Origin of the sequence: Nonomuraea jabiensis, from assembly GCF_014204795.1 — a bacterium.
Taxonomy (GTDB): domain Bacteria; phylum Actinomycetota; class Actinomycetes; order Streptosporangiales; family Streptosporangiaceae; genus Nonomuraea; species Nonomuraea jabiensis.
The window spans coordinates 3,104,222-3,124,606 of sequence record NZ_JACHMB010000001.1; the positions used below are offsets into that span (position 1 = coordinate 3,104,222).

Here is a 20,385-nt window from a genome sequence, read left to right on the forward strand (position 1 = left end):
GTGACCAGTCCCATCGAGGCGCCCGCGCTCGTCCTCGTCCCGTTGCGTCCGGAGCACGCCGACGAGATGGCCGTCGTGCTGTCGGACCCGCAGCTGCACGCGTTCACCGGCGGCGCCCCGCTCACCGCGCCGGAGCTGCGCGCCCGCTACGAGCGGCTGGTCGCCGGGCCGCCCGGCTGGCGCAACTGGGTGATCCGGTCGCGGGAGGAAGAGCGGCTGGTCGGGTACGTGCAGGCCACGATCGACGGCCGGACCGCCGAGATCGCCTGGGTGATCGGCACGCCGTGGCAGGGCCGCGGCCTGGCCACCGCGGCCGCCCGCGCCCTGGTCGACCGGCTCGTGAGCGAGGGGATCGACACCATCGTCGCCCACATCCACCCCGACCACGCCGCCTCGGCCGCCGTCGCCACGGCGGCCGGCCTGCGCCCCACCGACCGGTGGTACGAGGGGGAGGTCCGCTGGGAACGTACCGTCTGATCCGCGAAGATCCCCTACCCTTGGGGGAACTTGATCCCAAGGGTCTGACGTCGGGGTGTTGAATCGTGGTCACGCACGAAGAGATGGTCGAGGCTTTCGGTGACGAGGGCCTGCTGCTGATGGACGTCGAACAGTGCCGCGAGAAGGGGCTGTCGGAGGCGGACGTCCGGATCCTGTCCGAGGTCGGGCTGCCGGTACGCGCGGACCAGGCGTTCACCACCTTCCTCGCCGACGAACCGCGGGTGGGCTCCCTCGTCGTGTTCAGGACGCCGGGCGGGGACCTCAACGTCCTCACGCTCGGCGGCACGTCGGGAGACTCGGGCATGCGCTACTTCCTCGACATCCGCAGCGGCGTCGTCGGCCTGCTCTCGATGGACGAGACGCCGCAGGCGGAGAAGGTCAACAGCTCTCTGGCGAACTTCGTCGAGTTCCTCTACCGGCTCAGGCTGCGCCAGCAGGCGTTGAACGGCGAGTCCCCGGAGGCCGGCAAGGAGTACACGGAGAAGCTGTGGCTCTCGCTCAAGGAGCTGGATCCGGACGCCTTCGACGACGCCGAGGCCTGGTGGTCGATGGTGATGGACACCCTGATGAGCCGGAACCTCATCTCCGAGACCCGCGCCTTCCTCGAACAGCGCCGCGCCGAGGTCGCCGACACGCTGTCCAAGCTGATCGAGTTCGAGGAGGCCGTCGCGCCGCGCGGCACGCAGCGCGAGGGTTTCGACCGGGCTCTCAGCCGGCTGGAGCACGAGGGCTGGCAGATCGTCGACGCCAAACGGTTCGCCTCCGACACCGGGACCAGCGGCCTGCTGAGCCCGTGCGCCGACCACTTCACCCCGGACGGCGCGCTGGCCGACGACGTGCCGCTCGCGTGGCGGGGCGGGCTGCCCTCCAACATCCAGGCGGCGTTCGCCCGTGAGGGTCTCGTGGTCTCCGTTCCCGGGCAGGCGGGTCAGGACGACGACTACGACGCGCTGCTGGAGATGGACGCCGACGAGCTGGCCGAGCACGGCGACGCCCTGATGGATTCGGTCATCGCCTCGGTCCACGGCTTGAAGAAGCCGGAGGAAGGGGTGGTGACCTGCCTGGCCGCCGACCGGTCGTCCGACCTGTGCCGGATCTCGGCGGCCTTCGACCGGCTGGCCGCGCACGGCTACCTCGCCGAACCCGACCTGTGGCCGACCGCGTCCGGCGCCTGGCAGCAGGTCCACGAGGCGGCCGCCGCCGCCGGGCAACCGCCGAGGGCCGTCTTCTGGACGACGCAGTCGCACACGGCGAGCTTCGACGCCTACGGGGACCTGGTGGACGAGCTCGTCCTGCAGTGGGCCGGCGATCCGGAGCTGATCGCGCAGGCGCTGGCCGGCACCGGGCTCGAGGTGGAGGTTCCCGAGCACGAGAGCACCGCGTTCCTCCTCCGCCCGGCCTCGAAGGGGCGTTTCGAAGTTTCTTGATGTGAGCCGTCGCGCCTCCGGGGGCTCTGTACCGTGCTGCCGGTGAAGATCCAGAAGATGGGAACGCGGCCGTGGCTCGCCGCCGGCGCGGCGATGATCACGGTGCTCGCGGGGGTGGCGGGTCCGGCCCGGGCGGGGGAGAACTACGGGCAGTACTCCCGGTTCGCCGACCGCAGCGCCGGCCAGTACTGGTCCGATGGGCAGGCGGCCGGGCAGTGGACCTGGAAGCCCCTGTCGTCCACGACCTCGGAGATCAGCTGGGGCGATCCGAAGAAGTGGCCGCCGGACTACGCGGAGAAGTTCGTGCGCGACGGCGACTGGCTGACGCTGGACGGGTGGCGGGGGAACGGCACGTACTACACCGTCAGGGTGACCAAGGAGCAGATCGGGGACGCCAAGTGCGAAAATCTGCGGACGTTCGCCACATCGGGGCCGCAGCACTACGTGAAGTGGGACATTCCCTCGCAGGGGTACTGCCTCAAGGCGTGGGGGACCATCACCGAGAAGTCGTCGGGCAAGGTCATCGACTTCGGCCACACCCAGATCTGGTCGCCGCCCGCGCCCTGCTCGAACCAGTACCTGAGCGGGAAGACCTGCATCAAGCAGTGGGAATCCTGGTGGGACAACAAGGACACCCCCGGTAAGCCGATCACCAGGAAGCTGGACCGGGACCAGTACATCGCCCGCGGCCTTGGCATGGCGTTCAAGATCCAGCAGTATTTCCCGAAGGACTGGAAGTCGGAAGCGCGCTCCTACTGGACCTGGTGATCCATGATCGTATGGCTGAACGGGACGTTCGGCGCGGGTAAGACGAGCACCGCGAGGGAGCTCCTCCCGCTCGTCGCCGGTGCTCGCTACTTCGATCCCGAGCAGGTCGGCTCCATGCTGCGGACCGTTTCCGACCTTCCGGGCGTCGGGGACTTCCAGCACTGGACGCCGTGGCGGGGCCTCGTCGTGGACACCGCGGCGCGGCTGCTCGACTACGTGGGCGGGGCGCTCGTGATGCCGCAGACCGTCCTGGTCGAGCAGTACTGGCGGGAGATCAGCGCCGGCCTGCGGGAGGCCGGCATCCCCGTGCACCACTTCGTGCTCCACGCCGACCAGGAGACCCTGACCCGCCGGATCGAGGCCGCCGACGACGTGTGGGCCCGGGAATGGCGGCTGGAGCACCTGCCGGCGTACGCGGACGCCTTCCCCTGGCTCAGCCGCGAAGGCCAGGTCGTCGACACGACCGACGGGTCGCCCGCCGAGGTGGCCAGGAAGATCGTGAAGCGGCTCGGCTGAGGGTGTTCATCCACAGGTGTGTGCCCAGGCCGGTGGACAGCCGGGCCAAGGTGGTCGCGGGCTGTGGTATTGCGACGCCAGGCCCTGATTCTCCAGCGTTCCGGCCCTGCCGGGGCGTCGGGGGCGGGTGCTTCCGCCACCCCTGGTGAGGGCCGGTACGGGCATGGTTATCCACAGGACGACCCGGTTATCCACAGCCGGCGGTCCTCTCGTACGAACAGCAGGGCGAAGGCGGGAAGGGCCGCCAGAGCGCTCATCAGGATCACGGCCCCGGCCAGGTTGCCCGCCACCAGCAGCGGGGTGACCACGGCGGCCCCGACGGGCGGGGTCGCCTGCATCATCGTGCGGAAGGCGCTGAAGACCCGGCCGCGCCGGGACGGCGGGATGCGCTCCATGCGCAGCGACTGCGCCCAGACGGTCATGGGGGCGCTGAACAGGCCGATGACCAGGAAGCCCGCGGCCACCGGGATCCAGTCGGGCGACCCCAGCACCGCCAGGAACCCTGCCGCCGCCACCAGCTCCACCACGGCGATCGCGACCAGCCGGTCGATCCGCGGGCGCCAGGCCCCGGCCGCGAACCCGCCCAGGAGCTCGCCGGCGGACAGGGCGGCCATGAGGAGCGAGAGGGCGGCGCCGTCGCCCGGAAGCTGCTCCTTGGCCAGCCACGGGGCGACCACCATGGTCATCGCGCCTTCGGCGATGTTGAAGGCCATGAAGGCGAGCGTGGTGCCGACGAGGACCCTGTCGCGGAAGACAGGCACGGGTGCGGACCGGGCCGCCGGCTTCGCGTGCGGGCGCAGGGGGCGGCGGATCAGGGCCACGGCCACGGCGAAGCAGGCGTAGGTGGCGGCGTCCAGGGCCAGGATGTTCGCCGGGCCGAGGGCGCCCAGGAGCGGGGCGGCCAGGGTGAAGCCGATGATGCCGGACAGGGAGTAGCTGACGGATTCGAGCGCGTTGGCGGCGTCGCGTTCTTCCGGGGCGACCAGGTCGGGGATGGCGGCCGGGACCGCCGCCATGGGGACCATTTTCAGCAGGCCGTAGAGGGCGGCGACGAGGAAGGGGAGCCAGGCCGGCACGGTCGCGACCGCCGCCGACAGGGGGATCGACCCGACGGCGACACCGCGCAGCACGCTGTCGGCGATCAGCGCCGCCCGCTTGTCGAACCGATCGAGCAGCGGCCCCGCCACCAGGCCCCCGACCACGACGGGGGCGGTGTAACAGACGGCCAGGAGGCCCAGCTTCGCCGTCCCGCGGGGCTGGGCCAGGACGAGCCAGGACAGGGCCACGAACGTCATGCTGTCGCCCATCACCGAGACGGACGCGCCGAGCCAGAGGCTGCGGAAGTCCCGCCTGTTCTTGAGGAGGGACAAATAGGTCGACACGAAGGTTCCTCAGGGGGTGTGGGTGAGTGGCGCGCTCAGGTGCTGCATCGCGTACGAGCGCCAGGGCCGCCAGCGGCGCGCGTCCCCGGCCGTCAGCCCGAGGCGGTGCAGCCCCTCCCGCACGGCCGGGTCGGAGGGCAGGAAGACGTCGGGGTCGCCGAAGGCCCGCATGCGGATCCGTGCCACGGCCTCCGCGTCCAGGCCCGGCAGGGTCAGGAGCTCGCGTTCGACCTGGTCGCGATCGGCTTCGGGGCCGAGGTGGAGGGTCCCGGCGGTCAACGCGCGGGCCAGGGCGGTGACCGGGGCGGGTCCGTCGGAGCTCGCCAGGGCCTCCATACGGGGGAAGGCATGGGTGACGCCGGCCGCGTGGAACGGCGGATGGGGGAGCAGCGTGCCGTAGGTGCGGACCAGGTGGACGAGCAGGGATCGGCCGGCGGGGGTCTCCTCGTTCAGGATCGCGCGGATCGCCATCTCGGCCGCGTCCACGTGGCCGGGCACGCGCCTGCCGGGAGTCCGCGCCACCACGGCGGCGAGGAGCGGGTCGCGGGTCAGGTGGTCGGCGATGTCGCGGGGGTCGGCGTCCAGGTCCAGCAGGTGGCGGCAGCGCCGTACCGCCGCCGCCAGGTCCCTCAGGTCCGCCAGGTGGAGCTCGCAGGAGACGTACGTGCCTGCGGGGCGGAGCGTGACGAGGCCGAGGCCGTGCGGGAGGGTCAGCGAGCGGCGGTAGCAGTGGGCGGTGGCCTCCTCCAGGCCCGGAATCGCGCGGGCGGCGAGGTAGGAGAACAGGGCCGGCAGGTCCAGGGGCGGGCGGTAGGTGAGGCGCAGCCGCAGCGCGCCGGGTGGGCGGCGGGCGGAGGGCGCGCCCCGCAGGGCGGTGGGCGTCGTCCCGTAGACCTTGCGAACGGTGTCGTTGAACTGGCGGATCGAGGAGAAGCCGGCGGCGAACGCTATCTCGCTCGCGGGCAGGTCCGTGGTCTCCAGGAGCGTCCTGGCCGTGGCCGCGCGCTGGGCCCGGGCCAGGGCCTGCGGCCCCGCGCCCAGGTCGGCGGTGAGCTGGCGGTGCAGCTGGCGCTCGCTGTAGCCGAGCCGGGACGCCAGGCCGGCGACTCCTTCGCGGTCCACGAGGCCGTCGGCGATGAGCCGCATGGCGCGGCCCGCCACGTCCGCCCGGACGTTCCACTCGGGGGAGCCGGGGGCGGTGTCCGGGCGGCAGCGCTTGCAGGCGCGGAAGCCCGCCTCCAGGGCGGCCGCGGAGGAGGGGTAGAAGCGGACGTTCTCGCGCTTGGGGAGGGCGGCCGGACAGCTCGGGCGGCAGAAGATGCCGGTGGTCACGACGGCGACGAAGAACCGGCCGTCGAACCGGCCGTCGCGGCTTCTGAGCACGGCATACGCGTCTTCGTCGGTGAGCACGCGGACCACTCTTCCGGCTCCACGGCCGCACCCACTAGTGGAAATCGGACATCAAGCGGCTCAGCCCAGGTCGCGGTCGCGCAGGCGGATCAGGGCGGTGGCGACGAGCAGCGCGGTCAGTGCGAGGATCACCGTCGCCGGCGCCGCGGTGAACGGCTCGCCCGACACCGTGTTGGGCGTGTAGTGGAAGGGCTCCACGCGGCTCCAGCCCCACAGCCCGATCAGCGGTCCGACCAGGTCGCCCACCACGGTCACCGCGCCCCAGACCGCCCACGACAGCGCGACCGACACCCGCGGCAGCACCCCCACGGCGAAGGCGGCGAACGCTCCGACGAGCCAGGCGGCCGGTACGTGTTCGAGCGCCGCCGGCAGGACCCGGCCCACCGCCGGTTCCCCCATGACCAGCGAGCAGATCAGCCCCGTGACGAACCCGCCGAGGGCCAGCAGCGCCAGCGTGCCGAGCGCGGCCACGGCCAGATGCGCCGCCGCCCAGCGCAGCCGGCTCACCGCGGTGGACAGCAGGGCCTCGGCGTGGCCGGAGGACTCCTCGTGGCGCAGCCGGAGCGTGGCGAGCACCGGGTAGAGCGCGACCGTGTACGCCAGCAGGAGCACGATGATCCACAGGTAGGCGTCCACCGGATCCCCCGACGGGCCCCCGTAGCGCTGCAGGAAGGCGTCGAGGACCCGGCCGGGCTGCTCCGCGAGGCGGGGCGCGACGCCGCTGAGGCCGGCGAAGAGCGCGGCGGCGGCCGCCACGCCCGCGGCCCACCTGGCCAGCAGGCCGCGCTGGAGGCGCCAGGCCAGGCTGAACGGCCCCCTCAGGTACGGCCCCGCGGCCGGCCCAGGACGTACGGGAAGAAGGCCGGCGTCCAGGTCACGACGGGCGGACAGCGCGTACGCGAGCGCCAGCAGGACCCCCGTCGCCACCAGCGACACGATCAGCGGCCACCACCGGTCGGCCGCGTAGGCCCGCACCAGGTGACTCCAGCCGAGCGGCGAGAGCCACGTCAGCCAGGTCGCGCCCGAGGCGTCGCCGAGGTAGCGCAGCGCGTAGGAGCCGCCGAGCGCGAGCAGCCCGAGCGTGGTGGCGGTACGCGTGGTTCGCGCGAGCTGGGAGGTCACCGCGCCGATCGCGGCGAAGACCCACCCCGCCGCCGTGATCGCCGCTCCGTACGCGAACGACCCGGCCGCCTCCAGGCCGATCGCGACGAGGACGCCCGCGGTGAGCGCCCCGGCGACCAGCGCGGCGACGGCCGCGGTGACGAGGGCCGCGGTGAGCGGCGCGGTCCTGCCGATCACGCCGGACAGCATCAGCTCCTGCCGCCCGGACTCCTCCTCTCCCCTGGTGTGCCTGATCACGATGGTCAGGGCCATCCAGGCGGTGAGCAGGAAGAGCAGGCCGCCGCTCCGCCAGGCCGCCATCGCGCCGACCGAGGGTTCGGCGACGGGGCCGCCGAGGCCGAGGAAGATCGGGTTGCCGGAGATCACCCGGGCGTACGTGCGCAGCGTCTCCTGGGTGGGGAAGTAGCCGTCGACGTAGGAGACCAGGCCCGCGCCGAGCATGACGACGGCGAGGATCCAGACGGCCGAGCGGAGGCGTTCGCGGCGGGCGGCCAGCCCGAGCAGCACGGTCATCGCGCGGCCCCCTGGTAGTGGCGCAGGAACAGGTCCTCCAGGCTCGGCGGGCCGCAGGTCAGGCCGCGTACGCCGATCGCGGACAGCCGGGCGAGCAGCCCGTCGAGCGCGCCGGAGTCGGCCTGGCACGTGAGGCGGCCGTTCTCGACCAGCACGTCGTACACGCCGGGCAGGTCGCTCAGCGAGCCGGGGGAGCCCGCCAGGTCGGCGGTGATCGAGGTGCGGGTGAGGTGGCGCAGGCCGGAAAGGGTGCCCGACTCCACGGCGCGGCCTGCGCGGATGATGGTGACCCGGTCGCACAGGGCCTCGACCTCGGACAGGATGTGGCTGGACAGCAGGACCGTGCGGCCCGCCCGCCGCTCCTCGATCACGCTGGTACGGAAGGCGTCCTCCATCAGCGGGTCGAGCCCCGAGGTCGGCTCGTCGAGGATCAGCAGCTCCGCACGGGAGGAGAGGGCGGCGACCAGCGCCACCTTCTGGCGGTTCCCCTTGGAGTAGGCGCCGGTCTTCTTGCGCGGGTCGAGCTCGAACCTGTCCATCAGCTCGGCACGACGCCGCTGGTCGAGCCCGCCCCTCGCGCGGCCGAGCAGGTCGATCACCTCGCCTCCGGTGAGCGTGGGCCACAGGGTCACGTCGCCCGGTACGTACGCCAGGCGCCGGTGCAGCTCGGCGGCCTGCCGCCACGGGTCGCCGCCGAGCAGCCTGACCGTGCCGGAGGTGGCCCTGATGAGGCCGAGCAGGATGCGGATGGTCGTGGATTTTCCGGCGCCGTTCGGGCCGAGGAAGCCGTGCACCTCGCCGGCGCGTACGGACAGGTCGAGCCCGTCGAGCGCGCGGGTCGCGCCGTACGACTTCGTCAGCGCGGCGACCGAGATCAAGTCGTCCATCAGAGTCTCCCGAGGAAACCGCCGTCTTCAGGCGACGGGGGAATGGGGAGCGGGAGGGTCGTCAAGGCCCGAGTGTGCCTTGGCCTGTCGGGTTCGCGGGTCACAGCTTTCCTTCCGGGTTTGTCGGTGCCGGGCGATATCGTGGTGGTCTCGTTACCGAGCGTGGGAGGTGGGGTGTGCGCAGGTCGTTCACGTTCCTGCTGCGCCCCACCAGCAAGCAGGCCGCCGCGCTCGCGCAGTGCCTGGAAGACCACCGGCAGCTGTACAACGCGGCTCTCGAACACCGCCGTACGGCCTACCGTAAAGCCGGGGTGGCGGTGCGCTACGGCGAGCAATCGGCGGAGCTGAAGCACATCCGCGCCGACGATCCCGGCGGTCAGGGCCGGTGGTCGTTCTCCTCCCAGCAGGCCACGCTGCGCAGGCTGGACAAGGCGTACCGGGCGTTCTTCGACCGCGTCCAAGCGGGCCGCACGCCAGGCTTCCCGCGTTTCAAGGGGCGGGGCTGGTTCGACACGGTCGAGTGGCCCAAGGACGGTGACGGCTGCCGATGGGACTCCCGACCCGAGCACCCGACGGCGGCTTTCGTCCGTCTGCAGGGCGTCGGGCATGTCCGGGTTCACCAGCACCGCCGGGTGCTGGGCATCGTCAAGACGATCAGCGTCAAGAGGGAAGGCGCCCGCTGGTTCGTCGTGCTGTCGTGCGATGGGGTGCCCGCACGCACCCTTCCCGCCACGGGCGCGGTCGCGGGTGTTGACATGGGTGTCGCCTGGCTGGCCACGACCAGCGACGGCGACCACCTCGACAACCAGCGCCACCTTGCCGCTTCCGCGAGCCGTCTGGCAGCGGCCCAGCGGAAGCTCGCCGGTAAGAAACGGGGATCCAATCGGCGCGGTAAGGCCGTCGCGCGGGTGGCGGCCTTGCATGCCAAGGTGCGGCGGCAACGCCTCGACTCGGCGCACAAGGCCGCGCTCGCGCTGGTCCGCGGCTACGACGTGATCGTGCACGAAGCGCTGAACGTCGCGGGCATGACCCGGCGTGCCGCGCCGAAACCCGACGGCGAAGGCGGCTACCTGGCTAACGGCCAGTCGGCTAAATCGGGGCTGAGCAAGAGCATTCTCGACGCGGGTTGGTCCGCGTTCTTGACGATCCTGTCGCACAAGGCTGAAAGCGCCGGTCGACAGCTGATCGCGGTGAACCCCGCCAACACCTCTCGTACGTGCTCGCGTTGCGGGCACTGCGGGAAGGACAACCGTGTCACCCAGGCCGTCTTCCGATGTACGGGGTGCGGGCACGAGGCGCACGCCGACGTGAACGCGGCGATCAACATCTTGAGGGCAGGGCTTGCCCTTCGTGAGGCTGCGCAAGCGGCTTAGCGAGAAGCCGCTTCCTTCAGGGAGCGGAGGAGTCACGGGGGTTCCCTTGTGGAAGGAGGCATGGCGGGACGGCGGCGTGGCCGCAGAGAGCCCGCCGCGTCCGTTCCGGGTTTCAGTCGGCGGCCTGGTCGAGCACCTTGGCGAGGCCGGCGATGGCGGTCCTGGCCGACTCGATGCGCCTGGTCTGCGCCTCGTCGGTCCAGCCGAGCCGCAGGCCCTCGGCGGCCAGCTCGTCGAACGCGGTGAACGCGGCGAGCTTCTGCCGGATGACCTTGGACCAGGCGTCGTCCTCGATCTGGTAGTAGACGTTCCGCTCCCCTGGCTTGCGGAACCTGCGGATGAGCTTGATGGACGTCAGGAGGTGCATGTTCGTCGTGAGCGAGGCGCGGCTGGCGCCGATGGCGTCGGCGATCTCGCTCGCGGTCTGCGCGGGCGGGTCGCAGGCCATGAGCCAGCCCAGGACGCGGCCGGTGATCGGGGCGAGTCCCCATTCCGCGGAGACGAACGCGGCCACCCGCTCGACCCAGTCGAGCACCTGCTCGCGGTCGGGGCCGTCCTGCGTACTCATGCGGTCATCCTAACGTTCAGCCTTTTAGCCAGTAATTTCAGACTAGTCTGAAACAACTGGCAATGGCAAGCCGTGTCCGGTGAGTTCACCGTCCCATCCGCCTGAGCTGCTGCGCCCGCGCGCCCGCGTCGCCCGGCAGGTCCCGCCCGGCGAGCCCGTCCGCGATCCGCTCGCGGAACTCGACCGGCCGGTGGTCGTCGTACTTGAACTTGGCCCGCACGTCCACCACCTCCAGCCGCAACCCCCGGATCGCCGAGAGCATCTTCCGGTACGGCCCCGCGTCCGCGGCCACCTCGCCGTGCCCGCCGCCGGGCTCGTGGTGGGCCAGCTGGCGGCGCAGGATCTCGGCCTTGCCCTCCTTGTCGTCCACGATCCGGGCCTGGCAGGTCAGCTGCACCGCGGCATAGTAGCTGGTCGGCACGCCGGTCTCCGGGGTGTCGGAGCGCCAGCCCGACGGGATGTACGCGTAGTCGTCGTGCACGGTCACCACCACGCCCGGGTTCGCCTCCACCGCGGGCCAGAGAGGGTTCGGCCTGGCCAGGTGGAGCACGACCTCGCTGTCCCCGTCGAACAGGAAATGTGTTGGCACCACGATCGGCGGGCCGCCGTCCACGCCGTTCGCGGCCAGCTGCCCGAAGTCGCGCGTACGCAGCCAGGCCCGCCATTCGTCGCCGTCGTGGGCCGCGTCCCAAGGATGAATGAGCACCCCATACCTCTTTGTATTAGTACATAATGGGTTTTGTGTCAGAAAAATACCTGATTGCGGGTGGGACTGCCAGCGAGCTCGCGGCCGGGGTCGAGGCCGCCGTGTCGGAGGGGCGGCTGCCACCAGGCGCGATGCTCCCGCCGGTGCGCGAGCTGGCCTCCCGGGCCGGGGTCAGCCCCAACACGGCGGCGGCCGCGTACCGGCTGCTGCGCGAGCGCGGCGTCATCGAGACCGCCGGGCGGCGCGGCACGCGGGTCAGGCCGCGTCCGGCCAGCACGTTCCGGGAGGAGATTCGCATCGAGGTGCCTCCTGGCGCGCGCGACCTGTCCACGGGCAACCCCGACCCGGCCCTGCTGCCGCCGCTGGGGGACGCCCTCGCCGCCGCGGCCCGCGCGCACGAGGAGCGGCCCGCCATGTACGGGACCGGTGACGACGAGGAGCTGATCGCCCTGGCCGGCGAACGGATGCGTGCGGACGGCGTACCGGCCGGCCCGCTGGCGATCACCTCGGGCACCCTCGATGCGGTCGAACGCGTGCTGGCCGCTCAGCTGCGCCCCGGCGACGCGGTGGCCCTGGAGGATCCGAGCTGGACGGCCCTGCTCGACCTGGTCGGCGTCATGGGGCTGCGTCCGGTGCCGGTGCGGGTGGACGACGAGGGCCCCCTGCCCGACGAGCTCGGCCGGGCCCTGCGCGCCGGGGTCCGAGCCGTCGCGATCACGGCCCGCGCCCAGAACCCGTTCGGCGCCGCCGTCTCCGCCGAACGGGCCGGGGCCCTGCGCGAGGTGCTGGGGGCGTACCCGGAGGTGCTGCTCGTCGAGGACGACCACGGGTCCGGCTTCGTGGACCTGCCCCTGCACCCGCTGGCGGGGGTCACGCAGCGCTGGGTTCTCACGCGCTCGACGGCCAAGGCGTTCGGCCCCGATCTACGGGTCGCCCTGACCACCGGCGACCCGGTCACGCTCGGCCGGCTGCGCGGCCGCCAGCGCCTGGCCGCGGGCTGGGTCAGTCACCTGCTGCAACGCGCCGTCGCGTACCTCTGGCGTACGGACGCGGTGGACGCGGCGGCGGTGGCGGCCTCGTACGCGCGGCGCAGGGACGGCCTGGTGGCGGCGCTGGCCGAGCGGGGCATCCCGGCGCACGGTCGCACCGGGCTCAACGTGTGGATCCCCGTCCCGGACGAGACCACCGCGATCACCCGCCTGCTCGCCCGCGGCTGGGCCGCCGCGCCCGGCGCCCGCAACCGCATCGCCACGCCACCCGCGATCCGCCTGACCGTCTCGCCCCTGGGCGTCGCCGAGGTGGACCGGCTCGCGGACGACATCACCGCCGCCCTGCGCCCGGCTTCGAGCGGCCGGTACGGCTAGAGGCGACCAAATCTATAATTTCGGGCGTACATAAAAGAGGCCCTCCATTGATTTCGCCGAAATGGACTGCGGTTTTGAAGAGCCGCAAAATTTCATGTTCGCAGAGATTGATGAAGAGAACTTTCAAGGATATCTTCATGATCGACCCGCCCTCCCCCACGGGCGAGGTGTCGAAATGCCACCGGGTGCCCGACCGTATCCCCCCAGCACGCACCTGTTCAGAGAGGTGAGCATGCCCACAATCGGCAAGCCGACCTGGCCGAAGGCCCTCAAACCCGCCATCACCGTACTGTTGGTCACTGTCGCGGCAGCGCTGATTCCCCAGGCCGCCTCGGCCCACAGCGCCGGCGTCCTGGCTGTGACGCACAAGAGCCCCTTCAACTGCGGTAAGACCTTCTACGCCAACAACTGGACCGGGACCCCCGCCCACAACCCGTCGGGTTCCATCGACTGGCAGGACTACGGCGGCGACGACATCAACGGCGAAACAGTGCGTGCCACCGCCGCGGGCACCGCGTATTTCTACGACGCGGGAAGCACCAGCTACGGCAAGTGGATAGAGATCCGGCACAGTGACGGCACCAGGACCCGCTACGCCCACCTGGCGAGCATGGTGAGGTCGGCCGGCGGCTCGTTGAGTGTCAGCCAGGGCACCGTGATCGGGACCGTCGGCTCGACGGGCGGCTCGAACGCGCCGCACCTGCACTACGAGCAGCGGACCTCCACCGGCGCGATGGACACCAGCCCGACCGTGGACGGCGTGACCGTGTCCCTGGGCCAGAAGAAGGCCATCACGAGCACCAACGGCTGCGGCGGCGGCAACCCGTACACCCCCGAGGAGGTCTGCGGCAGCGGTTACGCGGTCATCGACTCGGCGGCTCTCACGGGCGGCCGTACGTACCTGCTCTACAACTCGGGCAACGGCTACAACTGCGTCGTGACGCTGAAGTCGTCGAACCTCGGCTCGGCGTCGGCGATGTCGGCCTTCCTGGAGCCGCAGGGCGAGAGCAGGACGACCGACTCAGGCAGCTACGACTACTACGCGGGGCCCGTCAGGCGCGACGCGGCCGGACAGTGCGTCAAGTGGGGCGGCTCGGTGGGCAGCAGCAGCTACACCAGCGGCTTCGAACACTGCGATTAAGAGCCTGACGTCAATGGCCACTCCCCGATCGCGGGGGGTGGCCATTGCGCTATTCAGGGCTGCGCGGCAGCAGGGCGTCAGGCCACGGGTTGCGGTGCGGTGCCGGACCGGGCGGCCAGCAGGTGGTCGATGAGCGCGAGCAGCACGTCGCGGGCCGCCGCCCGGTCGCGGGCGTCGCAGAGCACCAGCGGCACCTGCGGGTCGAGATCGAGCGCCTTGCGGATCTCCTCCTTCGTCCGGTCCTTGACGCCGTGGAAGCAGTTGACGCCGACGACGAAGGGGATGCCGCGGCTCTCGAAGAAGTCGATCGACGCGAAGCTCACGTCCAGCCGCCGGGTGTCGACCAGGACGACCGCGCCCATCGCCCCGTGGACCAGGTCGTTCCACATGAACCAGAAGCGTTCCTGCCCGGGGGTGCCGAACAGGTAGAGCACCAGCCCGCTGTTGATGGTGATGCGCCCGAAGTCCAGCGCGACGGTGGTGGTGGACTTGCCGCTCAGGCCCTCCAGGTCGTCGACGCCGACGCTGGCGTGGGTGAGGTACTCCTCCGTACGCAGCGGGGCGACCTCGCTCACCGCGCCGACCATGGTCGTCTTCCCGACGCCGAACCCGCCGGCGATAAGGATCTTCACCGCCAGGGGAGCGTCGTCGCCCTGGTCAGAGCTTGCGTAAGCCATCCCTCACCGCCTCAAGAATTGTCACATCGGGACGACCGCCCGCCTGGGCGAAGGCCAGCGGTGCCCGGGCCCGCATCTGGCCGTTCTCGATCAGGTCACCAATGAGGATCTTGGTCACCGACACCGGGAGGTTCAGCGCCGAGGCGACTTCGGCCACCGCCAGCGGCCGCTCGCACAGAGCGAAGATGGTGCGGTGCTCCGGCTGCATCCGCCTCGGCCCGCGTCCGGTCTGCGAAGACACGCCGGAGATCGAGGTCACCAGCGTGATCAGCGTGAGGTCGTCCCGCTCGGGGGCGGTTCGCCCGCCGGTGATCGTGTAGGGGCGGACGAGGGGCTCGTCGGCGTCATCGTCGTCGAACCCCTCGGTCCAGTGCTTCATCCGCGTCTCCCCGCGTCGTCGGCCTGCGGGGTACGCGCGTCGGTGCCCAGCTTCTGGCCGACCTGCTGGACCAGGGTGTGCATCGCGACGCTCATCAGCTCGGCGTCCACCTCCTGGGAGGCGACCACGGCCAGATGGGTGCCGCGGCCGGCGGTCGTGATGAACAGCCACAGCTCGGCCATCTCGATGATGACCTGTTCGACCGGTCCGCCGCTGAAGAGCTGTCCCACACCGCGCGCCAGGCTCTGCTGGCCGGTGGCGATCGCGGCCAGGCGTTCGGCGTCCGAGCGCTCGATCGTCCTGGACCGGCTGATCACCAGGCCGTCGTCGGACAGCACGATGGCGTGCCGGGTGCCCGCGACCTGATCGACCAGGCCGTCCAGGAGCCAGTCCAGGTCTGCGTTGGTGGCGGTGGTTCGCTGCGTCATCATCGATCTTCCGTCGTAGGTGAACCGGGCTCGGAGGATCCGTCCGGCCGGGGCTGGAAGGCGTCATCACCGGTCCGGCGCCTGCGAGACTGCCTCTGGAACGCGCCGATTGTCGCACTGGATCGGCTGGGCTGCTCGCGGGGGGCCCAGGCCTCCTGTTCGGTCTGTTCGTCCCTGTTCACCGGGACCTTGAGCTCGGTGACCAGGCTGGCCTGGCGCACCCGCTGGGGCAGCGGCCGGCGGCCGGACGGCGGGAGCTCGTCGTCCGGGATTCCGGTGGGCGCTGTCACATACGCCATCGCGCGTCCCCTGGAGCGGGTCGGCAACTGCCCGTCCTCGCGGGGAGCCGCCTTCTCCTCCTGCGGGCGAGGCTGCGGGCGGGGCGCCTCCGCTGCCGGGGCCGGGGCGGCCTCCTCGGGCACCGCGCGGGGGCGGTCCACGATCAGCGCTTCCGGAAGCAGCACGATGACCCGGGTGCCGCCGAAGGCCGACGACCGCAGCTCCACCTGGAGGCCCAGGCTCGCGGCGAGCCGGGCGACCACGTACAGGCCGAGCCGGACGTCGTCGGCGTGGGTCATGACGTCGAGCTGCGGCGGCGACTTCATCAGGGCGTTGGCGGCGGCGTACTGCTCGGCCTCCATGCCCAGGCCGCGGTCCTCGATCTCCACGGCGACGCCCCGGCTGACCGGTGCGGCCCGCACCTCGACGGGGGTCATCGGCTTGGAGAAGGTGGTGGCGTTCTCCATGAGCTCGGCCAGGACGTGGACGAGCGGCCCCACCGCGCGCTCGCTCACCCAGGACTCGCCCTCGACGTCGATCGAGATCCGCCGGTAGTCCTGGACCTCGCCCTGCGCGGCGCGCAGCACGTCGAGCAGGTGCACCGGCTTGCGCCAGCGGCGCTGCGGCTGCCCGCCGCCGAGGATCACCAGGTTCTCCTCGTAGCGGCGCAGCCGGGCGGTGAGGTGGTCCAGGTCGAACAGGCCCTCCAGCACCTCGGGGTCCTCGTGCTTGCGCTCCAGCTCGTCGAGCTTCTTCAGCTGCAGGCCGATGAGGATCTGGGTACGGCGGGCGATGCGCTGGAGCATGCGCTGGAAGCCGCGGTGCTGTTCGGCCTGCCGCACGGCGGTGAAGACCGCGCTGCGGCTGGCCAGGTTGAGGGCCTGCCCCAGCTCGCCGAGCTCGTCGGGGGTGGGCTTGAGCATGTGTACTTCGGCGTCCACGTCGACGTCCTCGCCGCGCTCCAGCCGGGCGACCACCTTGGGCAGCCGCTCCTGGAGCTCCTGGGCGTCCTCGCGCAGGTGGAGGATGCGGCGGCGAAGGATGGAGGTGAGGCGCCAGCTCGTGAAGATCACCAGGCCCAGGGCGAGCAGGCCGACGCTGGTGACGCTGACGAAGATCACGAAGAGCATGCTGGCGTGGTCGTAGCCGATCTTGCTGACGTCGTCGAGCCGGAGCCGCAGGAGCTGCGTCACCTGCTCGGTGACCGTGTCCGCCGCGGCGCGCCACTCGGCGCTGCTCCCGCGCAGGATCACCTGGTTGGGGCCCGAGGGGGTCAGCCGCCCCTCCAGCGCGGTCATGGCCATCCACGCCTTGCCGGTCATCAGCGTCTCGTACCGCTTCTCGGCGCCGATGAGGCTGGGGATCACCTGGGACCGCAGGAGATGCTTCCTGGTGCCGGCGGCGTCGGTGATGAGGCCGTACTCGTCCCTCGTCAGGCGCCCCGTCTTCCAGCCGCGGGCCAGGACGGCGTCCTCGCGGCCGATCAGGTTGACGACCCAGAAGAGGTCGACCAGGGTCTGCGCGCTGCTGTTCACCTCGCCCTCGTCGGTGTGGCTGAGGACGGTCAGCACGCGCAGGTCCGACTCGATAACCCCGCTGTAGTAGTCGAACGCCTTCTGCGGGCTGGCCCAACCGGCGTCCACCGCCCGGCGCTGCTCGTCGAGGAGGTTGAGGCTGCGGTCGGTACGGGCGATGGCCTCGGCGAGCCCCTCCGGACCCTTGCCGGTGTCCAGGGCTGTCAGGGGGCGGAAGGCGCTCACGGCCTGGTCGGTCACCGCGCGCTGCTTGGCGAGCTTGCCCGGGGCGGCGCCACCGGGGTCGGCCTGCGCCTCCGCGGTGAGCCGCCGTTCCTTGTCGAGGCTGAAGAACAGGTCGGCCGCGGGCGCGCCGACGGTCTTGGTGGCCAGATCCATCTGGGCCTTCTCGGCCCGCCACTGGGAGGACAGCTGGAACATGCCCGACGCCAGCAGCGGGGTGAAGGTCAGGCTCGGCACGAACACGATGATGAGCAGCACCGTACGCAGGGGCAGCCGGCGGACGCCGGCCAGCCGCCGCGGCTGGGACGACGCGCTCCCGTCGCCCCCGGTCTCCGTCCGCCGTCGCCCGAGCCTGCCCCATCCAGCCACGTGCAGGACACTCTCCTCACCAATCGGTGACAATCGCCCAACTAGGCGATAGGTGCCTGATAGTAGCCATACGGCAGTTGAGTCGAAAGCCCTGCATCGCCGCGCTTTGTCGCTCACGGATCGCGTCGGCGCCCCCTCCCGCGCTCAGCACCCCGATGTCGTGGGTGGCGTTGTCCGAGGCGCGGCGAACCTGGTACAGCGGGCCGTTGTAGGAGGCGTACAGGGCGCGGGTCGTGCTGTGCGCCGCCCGCACGGCGTGCCGCCCGCGGCGCGCCCCCGCTGAACTGGGCTCGGCAACTCCAGGAAACGGCCGAAGAAGAAAATTTCATCCGGTTCTCCGGAAACGAGCAGTAGATCGTCGGGGCTGCTGTGGTGGATGGGCTCAAACACAAAAATCGTGATTACATACGACGCTTGGGCTTTGACGTGCTATTTGCGATTAACGAGGTAACTGAGAATATCTGTATGGGTATGTCCGGTTCCATCTGGGTGTCCGCGAAATGGCGGATGCCAGGTTCCGCACCGATCTATCCATGAACGGAAACGAGACACGTGAACACCAACAGTCGGCGGACGCGAGGGCGGCTCGCAGCACTAGCTATCACCGGCGCGGTCGCCGGTGTCATGCTCCTGGGCCAGGCGGTGGCCAGCGCCACCACGGCGGGCGGCCCACCCGCACCACGTAAGGTGACCCGCGTGGTGCAGCAGGCCGCGCCGAGGGTCGTCAGCCACGAGAAGCCCGTCTTCATTCCTCGGTTCATCCGGGAGGGACGCGAGCGCGTCTTCGTCGACGTGGAGAACCGCAACCGCAACTTCAACAGGCACGAGCGTCGGCGCAACGTTATGCACCGCCACCACGACCACGAGAACAACCGCGAGAAGAACGACGAGAAGAACGACGAGAACAACGGCAGCTGGACCGGCAACCCGGAGTGGTCGGAAGGCACCTCGTCGGAGTGAGGGATTCTTCCGCTGACACCGAAGCCGGCGCCGGGTGGAGATCGTTCGCGCCTGCTCGGTGACGGTGGACGATATCGGCGTCGAGGAACGATGGAGCGGCTTTTTCCATTGTTCCCGACGCCGAACCCGGCGTTAGGCTTCGGTCGTATGGATGTGATCTTTCCTCGCAAGTTGCACGCAGGCGACGTCGTACGAGTGGTGGCACCCGCCAGGTCCCGCGCGATGGTGATGGAGCACGATCACACCGACCTCATCAGCTCCCGGTTCGCCGAGCTCGGCCTGACGCTCTCCTACGGCGCCCATGTCGACGAGCGGGACGCGTTCGACTCCTCCAGCGTCGCCTCGCGGGTCGCCGATCTGCACGAGGCCTTCGCGGACCCGTCGGTGGCGGCGATCCTGACGGTCATCGGCGGCTACAACTGCAACGAGCTCCTGCCGTACCTGGACTGGGACCTGATCCGCGCCAACCCGAAGATCCTGTGCGGCTACTCCGACATCACCGCGCTGCAGAACGCCATCCTCGCTCGCAGCGGGCTGGTCACCTACTCCGGCCCGCACTGGTCGACGTTCGGGATGCGGGATCACCTCGAGGAGACCCTGCGCTGGTTCACCTCGGTCATGTTCGACACCGCTCCGGTCGCCCTGACCCCGGCGGCGCGGTGGGGCGACGATCTCTGGTTCCTCGACCAGGACAAGCGCGAGCTGATCCCCAACGAGGGATGGTGGCCGCTGCGTCCCGGCACCGCCGAGGGGCGCATCGTCGGCGGCAATCTGAGCACCCTGAACCTGCTGCGGGGCACCCCCTCCATGCCGTCCCTCGACGGCGCGATCCTGATCGTCGAGGACGACTTCGAGTCGCACCCGGCGAGGTTCGCCCGTGACCTGACCTCGCTGCTGCAGCTTCCCGACGCCCCGAAGATCCGAGGACTGGCGATCGGGCGGTTCCAGCACGCCAGCCGCATGTCCCGCCCGCTGCTGGAACAGATCATCGCCACCCAGCCGGTGCTCAGCCGCGTCCCCGTCCTGGCCAACATCGACGTCGGGCACACCAACCCCATGGCCACCTTCCCGATCGGCGGCCAGGGCCGGCTCGCCGTCACCGGCGCCGAGTCGAGCCTGACGCTGCTGCGCCACTGACCGCCGGATCACTGAGCGGGGTGGAGGGCGAGTACGGCCAGCGCGGCGGCGACCAGGAAGCCGAGGCCGCCGATCACGACGTCGGCGTGCAGGCCGGCCACGAGACCGCCGCCCGCGACCAGCGTGCCGACCAGCGCCACCCCGATGGCGCTGCCGGTCTGGCGGGCGGCGTTGAAGACCGCGGAGGCCGCCCCGCGCTCACCGTCGAGCACGACGGCCGGCACCGCTATTACCGCCTGGCCAGCACCGACGTGGCGCGGGCGCTGGAGGAGCTGGCCAGGATCGCCCGGCCGCTGCCGGCCACCTCGCTGCGGGAGGACGTGCGCAACCAGGCACTGCTGCGCGCCCGGCTCTGCTACGACCACCTCGCCGGGCGGCTCGGGGTGGTGCTGCTGGCCGCGCTGGTGGACGGCGGTGTGCTCGCCACCGCCGCGAACGGCTACCGGATCACCCCGGCGGGCCTCGGCAAGCTGGGGGAGTTCGGGATCGACGTCGAGGAGTTCTCCAGGCGGCGACCGGCGATCCGCTACTGCGTCGACTGGGGCGAGCGCCGCCACCACCTCGCGGGCGCGCTCGGCGCGGCCATCGCGACCCGGCTGTTCGCGCTGGACTGGCTGCGCCGGGGCCGGGCCCGCCGGGTGGTCCAGCTCACCGACGCGGGCCGCACCGGCCTGCACGAGACCTTCGGCGTCCCCCTCGACTGGGACGGCCCGGCCCGCTGATC

At 71.2% G+C, this 20,385-nt stretch carries 22 protein-coding genes; 10 read left to right on the forward strand and 12 right to left on the reverse strand.

Features of this window, described 5'->3' with window-relative positions; genetic code table 11:
- The 4 genes from HD596_RS13720 to HD596_RS13735 all read left to right on the forward strand — a co-directional run bounded on the left by HD596_RS13720 (window position 1) and on the right by HD596_RS13735 (window position 3,209).
- A complete protein-coding gene (locus tag HD596_RS13720; RefSeq protein ID WP_185069617.1) occupies window positions 1–477 on the forward strand; it encodes a GNAT family N-acetyltransferase in 477 nt (158 codons plus the stop codon).
- A 65-nt stretch (window positions 478–542) separates the two neighbouring features.
- Complete coding sequence (locus HD596_RS13725; protein ID WP_185069618.1) at window positions 543–1,925, forward strand: SUKH-4 family immunity protein; 1,383 nt, start codon at window positions 543–545, stop codon at window positions 1,923–1,925.
- A gap of 42 nt (window positions 1,926–1,967) precedes the next feature.
- The gene (locus HD596_RS13730; protein ID WP_221519310.1) at window positions 1,968–2,693 is read left to right on the forward strand and encodes a hypothetical protein; all 726 of its coding nucleotides are present in this window, start codon (window positions 1,968–1,970) and stop codon (window positions 2,691–2,693) included.
- Window positions 2,694–2,696: 3 nt separating this feature from the next.
- Complete coding sequence (locus tag HD596_RS13735; RefSeq protein ID WP_185069619.1) at window positions 2,697–3,209, forward strand: P-loop NTPase family protein; 513 nt, start codon at window positions 2,697–2,699, stop codon at window positions 3,207–3,209.
- Window positions 3,210–3,376: 167 nt separating this feature from the next.
- On the opposite strand, the gene HD596_RS13740 is transcribed toward HD596_RS13735, so the two are convergent.
- The 4 genes from HD596_RS13740 to HD596_RS13755 are packed head-to-tail and all read right to left on the reverse strand — an operon-like array spanning window position 3,377 to window position 8,523.
- The gene (locus HD596_RS13740) at window positions 3,377–4,591 is read right to left on the reverse strand and encodes an MFS transporter (RefSeq protein ID WP_185069620.1); all 1,215 of its coding nucleotides are present in this window, start codon (window positions 4,589–4,591) and stop codon (window positions 3,377–3,379) included.
- 9 nt (window positions 4,592–4,600) lie between these two features.
- Window positions 4,601–6,001, reverse strand: coding sequence for a DNA-3-methyladenine glycosylase 2 family protein (locus HD596_RS13745; RefSeq protein ID WP_185069621.1), 1,401 nt, complete (start codon window positions 5,999–6,001; stop codon window positions 4,601–4,603).
- 60 nt (window positions 6,002–6,061) lie between these two features.
- Window positions 6,062–7,636 carry an ABC transporter permease gene (locus tag HD596_RS13750; protein WP_185069622.1) on the reverse strand — a complete coding sequence of 525 codons (1,575 nt, stop codon included), beginning with the start codon at window positions 7,634–7,636 and terminating at the stop codon, window positions 6,062–6,064.
- Window positions 7,633–8,523, reverse strand: a complete 891-nt coding sequence (locus HD596_RS13755; protein ID WP_185069623.1) for an ABC transporter ATP-binding protein — start codon at window positions 8,521–8,523, stop codon at window positions 7,633–7,635. Before HD596_RS13755 ends, HD596_RS13750 begins: the two co-directional genes overlap by 4 nt.
- 176 nt (window positions 8,524–8,699) lie before the next feature.
- Between HD596_RS13755 and HD596_RS13760 the strand changes: the two genes are divergently transcribed.
- Window positions 8,700–9,896 carry an RNA-guided endonuclease InsQ/TnpB family protein gene (locus tag HD596_RS13760; RefSeq protein WP_185069624.1) on the forward strand — a complete coding sequence of 399 codons (1,197 nt, stop codon included), beginning with the start codon at window positions 8,700–8,702 and terminating at the stop codon, window positions 9,894–9,896.
- Between the two features lie 112 nt (window positions 9,897–10,008).
- Here the strand turns inward: HD596_RS13760 and HD596_RS13765 are convergent, their stop codons facing one another.
- Together HD596_RS13765 and HD596_RS13770 are read right to left on the reverse strand one after the other, a co-directional pair.
- The gene (locus HD596_RS13765) at window positions 10,009–10,464 is read right to left on the reverse strand and encodes a GbsR/MarR family transcriptional regulator (protein WP_185069625.1); all 456 of its coding nucleotides are present in this window, start codon (window positions 10,462–10,464) and stop codon (window positions 10,009–10,011) included.
- 85 nt (window positions 10,465–10,549) lie between these two features.
- Complete coding sequence (locus HD596_RS13770; protein ID WP_185069626.1) at window positions 10,550–11,170, reverse strand: FMN-binding negative transcriptional regulator; 621 nt, start codon at window positions 11,168–11,170, stop codon at window positions 10,550–10,552.
- A gap of 26 nt (window positions 11,171–11,196) precedes the next feature.
- Here HD596_RS13770 and HD596_RS13775 point away from each other — a divergent pair, with 26 nt between their 5' ends.
- Both HD596_RS13775 and HD596_RS13780 read left to right on the forward strand, forming a co-directional pair.
- Complete coding sequence (locus tag HD596_RS13775) at window positions 11,197–12,534, forward strand: aminotransferase class I/II-fold pyridoxal phosphate-dependent enzyme (protein WP_185069627.1); 1,338 nt, start codon at window positions 11,197–11,199, stop codon at window positions 12,532–12,534.
- Between the two features lie 232 nt (window positions 12,535–12,766).
- On the forward strand, window positions 12,767–13,675 hold the full coding sequence (locus tag HD596_RS13780; RefSeq protein ID WP_185069628.1) for a M23 family metallopeptidase: 909 nt from the start codon (window positions 12,767–12,769) through the stop codon (window positions 13,673–13,675).
- Between the two features lie 77 nt (window positions 13,676–13,752).
- On the opposite strand, the gene HD596_RS13785 is transcribed toward HD596_RS13780, so the two are convergent.
- Genes HD596_RS13785 through HD596_RS65625 form a run of 5 tightly spaced genes read right to left on the reverse strand, consistent with a single transcriptional unit; the run spans window position 13,753 to window position 17,817 of the window.
- Complete coding sequence (locus HD596_RS13785; protein WP_185069629.1) at window positions 13,753–14,352, reverse strand: GTP-binding protein; 600 nt, start codon at window positions 14,350–14,352, stop codon at window positions 13,753–13,755.
- Window positions 14,333–14,731 (reverse strand): DUF742 domain-containing protein, encoded by a 399-nt coding sequence (locus tag HD596_RS13790; protein ID WP_185069630.1) that lies wholly within the window; start codon window positions 14,729–14,731, stop codon window positions 14,333–14,335. Before HD596_RS13790 ends, HD596_RS13785 begins: the two co-directional genes overlap by 20 nt.
- Entirely contained in the window at window positions 14,728–15,162 is a 435-nt protein-coding gene (locus tag HD596_RS13795) for a roadblock/LC7 domain-containing protein (protein ID WP_376775845.1), read from the reverse strand. The genes HD596_RS13790 and HD596_RS13795 overlap by 4 nt, the downstream gene beginning before the upstream one ends.
- Window positions 15,159–17,564 (reverse strand): sensor histidine kinase, encoded by a 2,406-nt coding sequence (locus tag HD596_RS13800; protein WP_313043933.1) that lies wholly within the window; start codon window positions 17,562–17,564, stop codon window positions 15,159–15,161. The genes HD596_RS13795 and HD596_RS13800 overlap by 4 nt, the downstream gene beginning before the upstream one ends.
- A gap of 16 nt (window positions 17,565–17,580) precedes the next feature.
- The gene (locus tag HD596_RS65625; RefSeq protein ID WP_221519312.1) at window positions 17,581–17,817 is read right to left on the reverse strand and encodes an arabinofuranosidase catalytic domain-containing protein; all 237 of its coding nucleotides are present in this window, start codon (window positions 17,815–17,817) and stop codon (window positions 17,581–17,583) included.
- Window positions 17,818–18,116: 299 nt separating this feature from the next.
- Here HD596_RS65625 and HD596_RS13810 point away from each other — a divergent pair, with 299 nt between their 5' ends.
- Together HD596_RS13810 and HD596_RS13815 are read left to right on the forward strand one after the other, a co-directional pair.
- A complete protein-coding gene (locus tag HD596_RS13810) occupies window positions 18,117–18,524 on the forward strand; it encodes a hypothetical protein (protein WP_185069631.1) in 408 nt (135 codons plus the stop codon).
- Between the two features lie 171 nt (window positions 18,525–18,695).
- The gene (locus tag HD596_RS13815) at window positions 18,696–19,661 is read left to right on the forward strand and encodes a S66 family peptidase (RefSeq protein ID WP_221519313.1); all 966 of its coding nucleotides are present in this window, start codon (window positions 18,696–18,698) and stop codon (window positions 19,659–19,661) included.
- 8 nt (window positions 19,662–19,669) lie between these two features.
- Here the strand turns inward: HD596_RS13815 and HD596_RS13820 are convergent, their stop codons facing one another.
- Window positions 19,670–19,885: a hypothetical protein gene (locus HD596_RS13820; protein ID WP_185069633.1), complete on the reverse strand. Its 216-nt coding sequence runs from the start codon at window positions 19,883–19,885 to the stop codon at window positions 19,670–19,672.
- A gap of 27 nt (window positions 19,886–19,912) precedes the next feature.
- On the opposite strand from HD596_RS13820, the gene HD596_RS13825 reads away from it, so the two are divergent.
- The gene (locus HD596_RS13825) at window positions 19,913–20,383 is read left to right on the forward strand and encodes a hypothetical protein (protein ID WP_185069634.1); all 471 of its coding nucleotides are present in this window, start codon (window positions 19,913–19,915) and stop codon (window positions 20,381–20,383) included.
- Window positions 20,384–20,385 lie beyond the last annotated feature (2 nt).

Excerpts from the sequence above, each read along its gene's own strand:
- HD596_RS13775 (WP_185069627.1), top strand. The coding sequence starts at position 11,197 with ATGGGTTTTGTGTCAGAAAAATACCTGATTGCGGGTGGGACTGCCAGC.
- HD596_RS13780 (WP_185069628.1), top strand. The coding sequence starts at position 12,767 with ATGCCCACAATCGGCAAGCCGACCTGGCCGAAGGCCCTCAAACCCGCC.
- HD596_RS13765 (WP_185069625.1), bottom strand. The coding sequence starts at position 10,464 with ATGAGTACGCAGGACGGCCCCGACCGCGAGCAGGTGCTCGACTGGGTC.
- HD596_RS13750 (WP_185069622.1), bottom strand. The coding sequence starts at position 7,636 with ATGACCGTGCTGCTCGGGCTGGCCGCCCGCCGCGAACGCCTCCGCTCG.
- HD596_RS13795 (WP_376775845.1), bottom strand. The coding sequence starts at position 15,162 with ATGATGACGCAGCGAACCACCGCCACCAACGCAGACCTGGACTGGCTC.
- HD596_RS13790 (WP_185069630.1), bottom strand. The coding sequence starts at position 14,731 with ATGAAGCACTGGACCGAGGGGTTCGACGACGATGACGCCGACGAGCCC.
- HD596_RS13755 (WP_185069623.1), bottom strand. The coding sequence starts at position 8,523 with ATGGACGACTTGATCTCGGTCGCCGCGCTGACGAAGTCGTACGGCGCG.
- HD596_RS13735 (WP_185069619.1), top strand. The coding sequence starts at position 2,697 with ATGATCGTATGGCTGAACGGGACGTTCGGCGCGGGTAAGACGAGCACC.
- HD596_RS13785 (WP_185069629.1), bottom strand. The coding sequence starts at position 14,352 with ATGGCTTACGCAAGCTCTGACCAGGGCGACGACGCTCCCCTGGCGGTG.